A 10,180-nucleotide genomic window follows, 5' to 3' on the forward strand; every position below is an offset into this window, starting at 1 on the left:
AGAAAGCCGGAGAGGATCTGCGCCATGCCGACCGCGAAGGTCGGCGCGCCGCCGGTGCGCGACAAAATCGTCGATTCGCCGACGTTGTGGGCGACCTGGGTGAGCAGGTCGGGAGTCACCGCGAAGCCCCAACCGGCGATGACCTCGGCGGCATGCGCGGGGTCGGTCCCGATCAGCGCAGCGCCGCTGTTCATCGCGAAATAGACACCGGGATGGATCACTGAGGCCGCGACCATCGCCATGATCGCGACGAAGGATTCCATCAGCATCGCGCCGTAGCCGATGAAGCGGATCTGGCCCTCGTTCTCGATCATCTTGGGCGTCGTGCCGGACGAGATCAGCGAGTGCCAGCCAGACACCGCCCCGCAGGCTATGGTGATGAACAGGAACGGGAAAATGCTCCCAGCCCAGACGGGGCCCGTGCCGTCGATGAACTTGGTTACCGCCGGCATCTCGAGATTGGGACGCACGACGATAATGCTGATCGCCAGCAGCAGGATCGTACCGACCTTGAGGAAGGTCGAGAGATAATCGCGCGGGGCGAGCAGCAGCCATACCGGCAGCACCGAGGCGACGAAGCCATAGCCGATGATCAGCAGAACCAGTTGCGGGCCGGTGAAATTGAACATCGCGGCCAGCGCTGGCGTCTCGGACACCGTCTGGCCGTAGACGAGCGCGGCCAGCAACAGCACGGCGCCGATCGCCGACATCTCGCCGATCCGGCCGGGGCGGATGAAGCGGCTGTAGAGGCCCATAATGAGCGCGATCGGGATGGTGCAGGCCACCGTAAACGTCCCCCAGGGGCTGCCTTTCAGTGCACCGACCACCACAAGCGCCAACACGGCCAGGAGGATGATGCAGATCAGCAGGATGCCGACGCCAACGATCCCGCCGGCAACCGGCCCGATCTCGGTGCGGATCATCTCGCCAAGCGACCGCCCATCCCGGCGGGTCGAGAAGAACAGCACGACCATGTCCTGAACCGCGCCGGCGAACACGACGCCAGCCAGAATCCACAAGGTTCCGGGCAGGTAGCCCATCTGCGCCGCGAGCACCGGCCCGACCAGCGGACCCGCGCCGGCGATCGCCGCAAAATGATGGCCGAAAAGGACGTAGCGGTTGGTAGGGACGTAATCGAGCCCGTCGTTGTGGCGGTAGGCCGGCGTGACGCGCTTCGGATCGACGCCAAGCGCGGTCTGGATGATGAACAGCGCGTAGAAGCGGTAGGCGATGAAGTAGATGCAGACCGCGGCGGTCACAAGCCACGCCGCATTGACCGCTTCGCCGCGGGTCAGCGCGACGACGCCGAAGGCGATCGCGCCAAGGACCGCGACGGCGATCCAGATCCCTTTTTCACGCATCTCCATCCTTGTCCTCCCACGGACGGCGTCCAACCGGCTGGCGCCGGCCTGACGCACGACCCGGCGTCAAGTCTAACGTTCCGTCCTTGGCTAGGAAAGATGCATCGCGCGCCTCGCGGCGACCGGCGAGGGCAATGGGCCCACCCGCGCAAAAGGCTCGGACCCCGCTCGCAGCGTCGTGACGACCGCTGGCGGTCGCGCCGGCTCCGCCTCGCCGAAGGAATTAGCGTTTCTCGCGCTCGAGACTTTTCGCCTCTTGCCAGAGCGCTTCCATCTCGTCGAGGCTCGCGCCCTCCGGGCGCCGTCCGGTCTCGGCGAGCCGCCGCTCGACATGGGAGAAGCGGCGCTCGAACTTGCCGTTGGCGGCCCGCAGCGCGGACTCGGGGTCCACCTCGACGAAGCGCGCGAGGTTGACGGCGGCGAACAGCAGGTCGCCGATCTCGGCCTCGAGCTTGTCCCGCGCGGCCGCCGCGATTTCCGCTTCCGTTTCGGCGATCTCCTCGCGCAGCTTCGCCACCACGCCGCGGACATCGGTCCAGTCGAAGCCGACCTTGGCCGCCTTCTCCTGCAGCTTGAGGGCGCGGGTCAGCGCCGGCATCGAGGCAGGGACGCCGCCGAGCGTTCCGCGCGCCGGCTCGGCGCCGACGAGTCCGGCCCGCTTCCGCGCCTCCGCCCGCTGGCGCTTCTCGTCGGCCTTGATGCGGCCCCACAGCGCCTTGACGGCTTCGGCGTCGAGCTCGCCGGCGTCGCCGAATACGTGCGGGTGCCGACGGACGAGTTTCGCCGTGATCGCCTCGACGACGCCTCCGAAATCGAACAGGCCCGCCTCCTCCGCCATGCGCGCGTGGAAAACGACCTGCAGCAGGAGGTCGCCGAGCTCCTCGCGCAGATCCTCGGTGTCGCCGCGCTCGATTGCGTCCGCGACCTCATAGGCCTCCTCGATCGTATAGGGGGCGATCGAAGCGAAGGTCTGCTCGAGATCCCAGGGACAGCCGCCCTGCGGGTCCCGCAGCGCGGCCATGATTTCGACCAGTCGGTGGATGTCGCGCGACGGCTGCATGAGCAGGGTCCCTCGAGCGGAGTCGGCGGCCGTCGCCCCCGCCGCAAAAAAAAGCGCGGCTCGGCGCCGCGCTCCGATATCGGGGCGCCGGGGCGCCAGACCCCGGTCAAATCGAGAGCGAAATCGCCTCGCGACCCTTGGGCGTGTCGACGACGCGCATATTGACCTGCTGGCCTTCGGCCAGGGTGTTGACGCCTGCAGGGCCGAGGATCGAGATGTGGACGAAGACGTCCTTGCCGCCGTCCTCGCTCGCGACGAATCCGAATCCCTTGGTTTCGTCGAACCACTTGACCCGTCCGGTCACGCTGACGGCGGTCGACGGATCGGGAGCGACGCGTCGTGGGCGCGGCCCATCGCCCATCGGCCGCGACGGCCGTTCGACGACGCCCGTCGAGTCGACTTCCAGGACGCGCGTCACCTGCGCCCCCTTCGCGCCGGCGCCGACCTGGACGCGCAGCTTCGCGCCGGCCGGGACCGATTCGTGTCCGGCGTTCCGCAACGCATTGGCGTGCAGAAAGGCGTCGCCCTGGCCGCCGGCCAATTCGACGAACCCGTATCCCTTGTCCGCCTTGAACCACTTGACTGTGGCGTCGACCGCCGGCGCGTTCGACGCGACCGGTCCCGAGGACGGACCGCCTGCGGGCGGTCCGCCGAAACCTCCGTCCGGACCGCCGCCGAAGCCGCGCGACGGACGGGGCTTCGAATCGTAGGACATCGGTCCATCATCATCAAAGCCGCGCTTGCGAGGCCGAAAATCCTTACCCTTGCTCATGTTCGTCAAAAGTCTCCAACCAATCCCTGTTCGCTTGAGGCGTGACGCCGCCTCGTCCGATCGCCGCCTGCGCGGCGAATCCCGTACGTCATGCGCAGCCCGCCGTCGCCGGTGGAGCGCGGAATCCCCTGTTGATCGAAGTCTTCAAGAGCAAGGCCTTTCGGCGGCGGAGGCGGACGGACCAAGCCGTGCATCTCCGCCAAGCGCGGATGACGGCGATGCGTCCCTTGCCGTCCGCGCCAATTCGAAATCAACCACCTGAATCATCGACTTTTCGCCCTCTCGTCCGCATGACGCGAACGGAGCCCGCCCACTTTTTCCTTACCGCATTTCTCGCGCAAATTCCAGACGAATTCTCGCGCGTCCGGAGGATTTCGCAGGTCAGACTAGTTTAGATGTCAACAAGTTCCACCGCTTTTGGCGCCCGTTCCTGGATGAAGGCAAAACGGGCCTCCGGTTTCGAGCCCATCAGGCGCTCGACCGCCTCGGCCGTCGCGGTCTTGTCTTCGGCGACGATCGCGACCCGCAGGAGGGTCCGCCGCGCCGGATCCATCGTCGTCTCCTTGAGGTCGCGCATCGGCATTTCGCCGAGGCCCTTGAACCGGCTGACCTCAATCGGACCCCGGCCGGTGAAGCCGGATTTCAGCAACTGCTCCTTGTGCGCGTCGTCGCGCGCATAGATCGACTTCGCTCCCTGGGTCAGGCGGTAGAGCGGCGGCACGGCAAGATAGAGATGGCCGTCATCGATCAGTTTGGGCGTCTGCCGATAGAAGAAGGTGATCAGCAGGGAGGCGATATGCGCGCCGTCGACGTCGGCGTCGGTCATGATGATGATCTTGTCATAACGCAGGTCTTCGGCGCGATAGTGGGCGCCCGATCCGGCGCCGAGGGCCTGCAAAAGGTCGCCGAGTTGCTGGTTCTGCGCGAGCTTGTCGCGCGTCGCCGAGGCGACGTTGAGGATCTTGCCGCGGAGCGGCAGCACCGCCTGGGTCGCCCGGTCGCGCGCCTGCTTCGCCGACCCGCCTGCGGAGTCGCCTTCCACAATGAAGAGTTCCGACCCTTGCGCGGAGGAATTGGTGCAGTCCGTGAGCTTGCCCGGCAGCCTGAGCTTGCGCACGGCGGTCTTGCGCGCGACATCCTTCTCCATGCGTCGCCGGAGTCGCTCCTCGGCGCGCTCGACCGACCAGTCGAGGAGTCTCGAGGCTTGGCTGGGCGCGGCGGCCAGCCAGTGGTCGAAGGCGTCGCGGAGCGCCCCGTCGACGATCCGCGCGGCCTCCGTCGTCTGCAGCCGGCCCTTGTTCTGGCCCTGGAATTCCGGCTCGCGGATGAACACCGAGATGAGCGCGGCGCAGCCGGACATGACGTCGTCGGTCGTCAGCGCGTTCGCCCGCTTGGACTGTCCGATCCGCTCGGCGTGGTCTTTCAGGCCCCGCAGGATGGCGGTGCGCAACCCGGCCTCGTGCGTGCCGCCGTCGGGGGTGGGGATCGTGTTGCAGTAGGAATGGACGAACCCGTCGGCCCCGGCGAGCCAGGCGATCGCCCATTCGACGCTGCCGTGCTTGCCGTCCTTTTCGACCCGCCCGGTAAACACCTGGTCGGCGACCAGCGGTTCGCCCTCGATGTCCGCGGCAAGGTAGTCTTTGAGACCGCCCGGGAAATGGAAAACCGCTTCCGCCGGGACCTTGTCGGGGTCGGCGATCAGCGTCGGCGCGCAGCGCCAGCGGATTTCCACGCCCCCGAACAGATAGGCTTTCGAACGCGCCATCTTGAACACGCGCGCCGGATCGAAGCGAGCGCCCTGACCGAAGATCTGCGGATCCGGCAGGAAGCGCACCTTGGTGCCACGGCGGTTCGGCGCCTTCCCGATCACGGTCAACCCCGAGGTCGGCTTCCCGCGTTCGAAAGTCTGGCGATAGAGCGTCTGGCCGCGCGCGACCTCGACTTCCAGTTTTTCGGACAGCGCATTGACGACGGAGACGCCGACGCCATGCAGGCCGCCGGACGTCTCGTAGGCGCCGCTGTCGAACTTGCCGCCCGCGTGCAGCATCGTCATGATCACTTCGAGCGCGGACTTCTTTGGAAACTTCGGATGCGGGTCGACCGGCATGCCGCGTCCGTTGTCGTTGACGCCGAGCCAGCCGCTGTCCTCGAGAGTCACCTCGATGAAGGTCGCGTGACCGGCGACCGCTTCGTCCATCGAGTTATCGATCACCTCGGCGAATAGGTGATGCAGCGCGTTGGCGTCGGTGCCGCCGATATACATGCCGGGCCGACGGCGGACCGGTTCGAGGCCCTCGAGCACCTCGATCGATGCGGCGTTGTAGTCGGCCTCGCCGGGCGTTCCGCGAGTGACAGCTTTGGCCTTCGTGGGAACGGGCCTGCCGCGCGGGGCGGGCGAAGCGCCGAAAAGATCGTTCATGGGGGCGTCGTCGGGTCAGTGATTCGCTGGTCGGGGAAAACTAGCATGCCGAGCACCTGAACGAAATGAGAACGCTCCGGCTCCTTCCGCGGAGCAGGAGCGGCCTCTCGGAACGGAATGACGCGGTCGATGCGCCGCCTATTGACCGGTGAGGAGCGCGCGTGTGGCGGCGGCGACGTCCTTGTGCCGCATCAGCGCTTCGCCGACGAGGAAAGTCTGGATGCCGGACTTGGCCAGGCGCTTGCAATCGGCATGGTCCGAAATGCCGCTTTCCGCCACCACGATCCGGCCGGTCGGCACGAGCGGCTTCATGCGTTCGCAGACTTCGAGCGCGGTCGCGAATGTGCGCAAATCGCGGTTGTTGACGCCGATCAGCCGGCCCTCCAGGGACAGGGCGCGTTTGAGCTCCGCCTCGTTGTGCGTTTCGATCAGCACGTCGAGACCGAGGTCGTGCGCGGCCTTGTTCAAGGTCTTGGCGGTCTCGTCGTCGACGGCGGCCATGATGATCAAAATGCAGTCGGCGCCCCAGGCGCGCGCCTCCAGCACCTGATAGGGATCGAAGAGGAAGTCTTTCCGCAAAATCGGCAGCGGCGTCGCCTTGCGCGCCTTCATCAGGTGTTCCGGCGATCCCTGAAACGACGGACCGTCAGTCAGAACGGACAGGCAGGTGGCCCCGCCGGTTTGATAGGCCTTGGCGATCGCGCCCGGCTCGAAGTCTTCCCGGATGACGCCCTTTGACGGGCTCGCCCTCTTGATCTCGGCGATCAGGGCGAAGCGTCCTTCCTCTGTCGCCCGCTCCAGCGCCTTGATGAAGCCGCGCGGCGGCGACTGAACGGCAATCTCGCGCTCCAGCGTGGCGCGGGGCACACGCACCTTGGCGTCCGCAATTTCTCGTCGTTTGTATGTTTCGATCTTCTTAAGGATGTCGGTCATCGGCGTCCCCCGGCCCCCGAGCGTTGGACACGGCGATCAGACAGTCAAGAGCGTCGCGCGCCGCGCCCGTATCGATGGCGGCCGCGCCTTGCGCGACGCCATCCCTGAGCGACGCCGCCTTGCCCGCCACGACAAGTGCGGCTCCGGCGTTGAGGAGAGCGATATCGCGATAGGCGCCGGGCTGGCCGCTCAGCGCCTTGCGCAGCGCCTCCGCGTTGGCGGCCGGATCTCCGCCCTTGAGAGCCGCGGGATCGGCGCGCGGGAGGCCCGCCTCTTCAGGCGTCACTTCAAACGCATGGATGACGCCCCCCTTCAACTCGACGACCGAGGTCGGTCCGGTGGTGGTGATCTCGTCCAGCCCGTCGGACCCGCAGGTGACCCACACGCGCTCCGAGCCGAGGTTGCGCAGGACCTCGGCCATCGGTTCGAGCCAAGTCGCCGAGAAGACGCCAATCAGCTGCCGTTTGACTCCGGCCGGATTCGACAATGGCCCGAGCAGGTTGAAGATTGTGCGGGTGCCGAGCTCGACGCGGGTCGGACCGACGTGACGCATGGCCGCGTGGTGCGACGGCGCCATCATGAAGCCGATGCCCGCCTCGCGGATGCAGCGCTCAACGCCTTCCGGCGAAAGCCCGATCTTGACTCCGAGCGCCGTTAGCGTGTCGGCCGCGCCCGAGCGCGAGGACGCGGCGCGGTTGCCGTGCTTGGCCACCGGAACGCCGCAGGCGGCCGCGACGATCGAAGCCAGCGTCGAGACGTTGTAGGAGCCCGAGCTGTCGCCGCCCGTGCCGACGATGTCGATGGCGTCGACAGGCGCCTTTACGGTCAGCATCTTGGAGCGCATCGCAGAGACTGCGCCGGTAATTTCGTCCACGCTCTCGCCGCGGACGCGCAGCGCCATCAGAAAGCCGCCCATCTGCGAGGGAGTCACCTCGCCCGAGAGGATGGCGTCGAAGGCGCTCACCGCCTCCGCGCGGCTCAGCGTCGCGCCGGCCGCAACCTTGGCGATCAGGGGCTTGAAGGATTCCATACCCCGCGGCCGCCCTAGCGCATTTGTCCGCGCCCGTGAAAGGCGGCGGCCAAGTCCAGGAAGTTGCGCAGGATGTCGCGACCGTGCTCGCTCGCGATGCTCTCCGGGTGGAACTGCACCCCATAGACCGGGCGTTCGCGGTGCGCGACCGCCATGATGAGCCCATCGTCGGTTTCCGCGCTCACCTCGAGATCGGCGGGGGCCGTCGAACGCTCGATGACAAGCGAATGATAGCGCGTCGCCCGAAAGGGCCCGTTGAGGCCGCGGAAGACGCCGCGAGCGTTGTGCGAAATGCGCGACGCCTTGCCGTGCATCGGAGCAGGGGCGCGCACCACGTCGCCGCCGAACGCCTGGCCTATCGCCTGATGGCCGAGGCAAACGCCGAAGATCGGGGTCGTCTCGCTCGCCGCGCGCACGAGGTCGAGGCAGATTCCCGCTTCGTTCGGGGTGCACGGGCCGGGCGACAGGACGATCGCGTCCGGCTCTTCAGCAAGGGTGTCCTCGACGCTGATCTGGTCGTTCCGCCACACCTTCACGTCCGCGCCGAGCTCGCCCAGATAGTGGACGAGATTGAAGGTGAAGCTGTCATAATTGTCGATCAGCGTGACGCGTTGCATTCTTTCTTCCGATCGGGCCGTGGCGGGTCTTTTCCGACGCCCGGTTGCGCCCGTCAAGCGGAAGACTGGAGGCTGAGTGGAGAAGGCGCGTCCGATCAAGAAGCGCGCAAGCGTTCTCGCGCAACGGCGCGCAGGACACGCACCGTCGCGCGAGCGAGCCCGGGCGAGTGGGCTTATGCTTACGAGTGGGCTCTGCTTAGAGGTGTGAGGCGACCACGCGCCAGCCGTCGACGATCGGCTCCTCGTAGCCGAGGACTGCTGCGCGCTCGGCCTCGGTCATGCCGACGTCGTCGAGATAGCGCGAGGGAAGCGCGGCGAAGCGACTCCGCTCGGAGGCCGCGGCGGCGCGTTCGGCCAGTGTGTTAAGGATTTGTTTACCGATTCGAAGCCCGCCCGCCAAGCCCATCTCTCGGTAGGAATTGGCCGAACCGGCGACATACGCTGCCATCTTATCCCGCTTTCACAATCGAATTCGCGCCCTTTGCGCTTGTTCTTGTCTCCGATATATGGCGAATTTGACCGCGTTCAAGCCAATGTTTGTTCCGCCAATGGATAGGCTGACTATACGATGAGACCGATTGACCGCCTGCCGCCGCTGACCGCCCTCCGGGCATTCGAGGCCGTGGCCCGCAAGCTGTCTTTCTCGCGCGCCGCAGAGGAGCTGCACGTCACAAAGGCGGCGGTCGCGCAGCAAGTGCGTGCGCTCGAGCAGGAGATCGGCACGCCGCTGGTCGAGCGGTCTGGAAGGGGCCTGGCGCTGACCGAGGCCGGGGCGGCCGGCGCGCCTGGCCTCGCCGAGGGTTTCGCGATCCTCTCCCGCGCAGCGCGCGCGATGCGTGAGGCGAAGGGACGGCGGTTTCTGGTCATCAACTCGAGCCCCTCCTTCGCCGCGACGTGGCTTGTCGGGCGGATCGGCAAGTTCAAGACGCGCCATCCGGAGATCGACGTTCTCCTTGACGCCAATCCGACCGAGGACACGCTCGATTCGGCCACGACAGACGCCTTGATCCGCTGGGGCGCCGGCGACTTCTCCGGCCTTGCGACCACGCTCCTGTTCAAGGAGGACGTCTTTCCCGTCTGCTCTCCTGAACTCGTCGACGGCGCCAATCCGCTCCGCTCCCCCGAGGACCTGGCGCATCAGACTCTTCTCCATCTCGAATGGAGCCCTGCCTATCCGTCGTGGCCGACCTGGTCCGACTGGCTCAAGGCAGCCGGGGCGAGGACCGTCGAGGCGCGCCACGGCGTCTGGTTCAACAACATGGCCATGGCGATCCGGGCTGCGGCGCAGGGGCAAGGGGTGGCGCTGACCTCCTTCGCCATCGCCGCCGACGAACTCGCCGCCGGCCGGCTGGTCGCGCCTTTCTCGACCAGCGTCAGCACGCCGTTCGGCTATTACTTCCTCTGCCGCCCCGGGGAGGCGCAAACCCCGAGGATCAAGGCCTTGCGCGACTTCCTGGTCGAAGAGGCGGCCATGTCAGCGGCCGAGCCGGGTTGAGACCGCGGGACCGTCGCCGAAAATCGGCGCGCACGGTCGGCTTGACGCGCCCTGTTCGAAACCATACTCCAGCAGCTTAAGTCCGACGGATCTGTTTCAAGAAACCGTGATCTGAGACACGACATCGAAGATCAAGGCATTGTGATCTATGACTTGATATCAAATATAAAGCTCGCCTCTCTGAAATCTATTTTTATTTTTAAACGGATTATTCAAATTTCCGTGATCATGTCTGTCAAATTTCTGTGAGCTGCACTTTGCGCCTGAATGTCTCCTTTTGTTTTCGCTAACTAGACCGCCACAAGATGGCCGGCCAGATTGTTATACCCTTGCTCAAGTGAGAGGAAAATGACATGAGTTCCGTGCGCGTAGTCTTACTGGCTACAGCGGTTGTCGGACTTTTGACTTCCGCGAGTTCCGCTCAAACAATCGTTACGATCGACGGTCACTATTACAAGCTCGTTCCCCTGAGAGCCTGACCTGAAATTGGTTG

The 10,180-nt window shown here is 66.0% G+C and carries 9 protein-coding genes; 1 reads left to right on the forward strand and 8 read right to left on the reverse strand.

What is annotated here, in order from left to right:
* The 8 genes from ACLP25_RS14815 to ACLP25_RS14850 form a co-directional block, all read right to left on the reverse strand.
* Nucleotides 1-1,367: carbon starvation CstA family protein (locus tag ACLP25_RS14815; protein WP_442469950.1), on the reverse strand; the 1,367-nt coding region annotated here is incomplete at its 3' end.
* Nucleotides 1,368-1,584: 217 nt separating this feature from the next.
* Nucleotides 1,585-2,421, reverse strand: coding sequence for a nucleoside triphosphate pyrophosphohydrolase (mazG, locus tag ACLP25_RS14820; protein ID WP_442469951.1), 837 nt, complete (start codon nt 2,419-2,421; stop codon nt 1,585-1,587).
* Nucleotides 2,422-2,527: 106 nt separating this feature from the next.
* Nucleotides 2,528-3,193, reverse strand: coding sequence for a cold-shock protein (locus ACLP25_RS14825; RefSeq protein WP_442469952.1), 666 nt, complete (start codon nt 3,191-3,193; stop codon nt 2,528-2,530).
* Between the two features lie 391 nt (nt 3,194-3,584).
* Complete coding sequence (parE, locus tag ACLP25_RS14830) at nt 3,585-5,612, reverse strand: DNA topoisomerase IV subunit B (RefSeq protein WP_442469953.1); 2,028 nt, start codon at nt 5,610-5,612, stop codon at nt 3,585-3,587.
* Between the two features lie 138 nt (nt 5,613-5,750).
* On the reverse strand, nt 5,751-6,545 hold the full coding sequence (gene trpC / locus ACLP25_RS14835) for an indole-3-glycerol phosphate synthase TrpC (RefSeq protein ID WP_442469954.1): 795 nt from the start codon (nt 6,543-6,545) through the stop codon (nt 5,751-5,753).
* Nucleotides 6,529-7,575, reverse strand: coding sequence for an anthranilate phosphoribosyltransferase (gene trpD / locus ACLP25_RS14840; protein ID WP_442469955.1), 1,047 nt, complete (start codon nt 7,573-7,575; stop codon nt 6,529-6,531). Before trpD ends, trpC begins: the two co-directional genes overlap by 17 nt.
* 14 nt (nt 7,576-7,589) lie before the next feature.
* Nucleotides 7,590-8,192, reverse strand: coding sequence for an anthranilate synthase component II (locus ACLP25_RS14845; protein ID WP_442469956.1), 603 nt, complete (start codon nt 8,190-8,192; stop codon nt 7,590-7,592).
* A gap of 196 nt (nt 8,193-8,388) precedes the next feature.
* Nucleotides 8,389-8,640, reverse strand: coding sequence for a hypothetical protein (locus ACLP25_RS14850; protein WP_442469957.1), 252 nt, complete (start codon nt 8,638-8,640; stop codon nt 8,389-8,391).
* A gap of 120 nt (nt 8,641-8,760) precedes the next feature.
* Here ACLP25_RS14850 and gcvA point away from each other — a divergent pair, with 120 nt between their 5' ends.
* Nucleotides 8,761-9,687 (forward strand): transcriptional regulator GcvA, encoded by a 927-nt coding sequence (gene gcvA / locus ACLP25_RS14855; RefSeq protein WP_442469958.1) that lies wholly within the window; start codon nt 8,761-8,763, stop codon nt 9,685-9,687.
* Nucleotides 9,688-10,180 lie beyond the last annotated feature (493 nt).

This window comes from Roseiarcus sp. (assembly GCF_052145395.1).
In the GTDB taxonomy this organism is placed as follows: domain Bacteria; phylum Pseudomonadota; class Alphaproteobacteria; order Rhizobiales; family Beijerinckiaceae; genus Roseiarcus.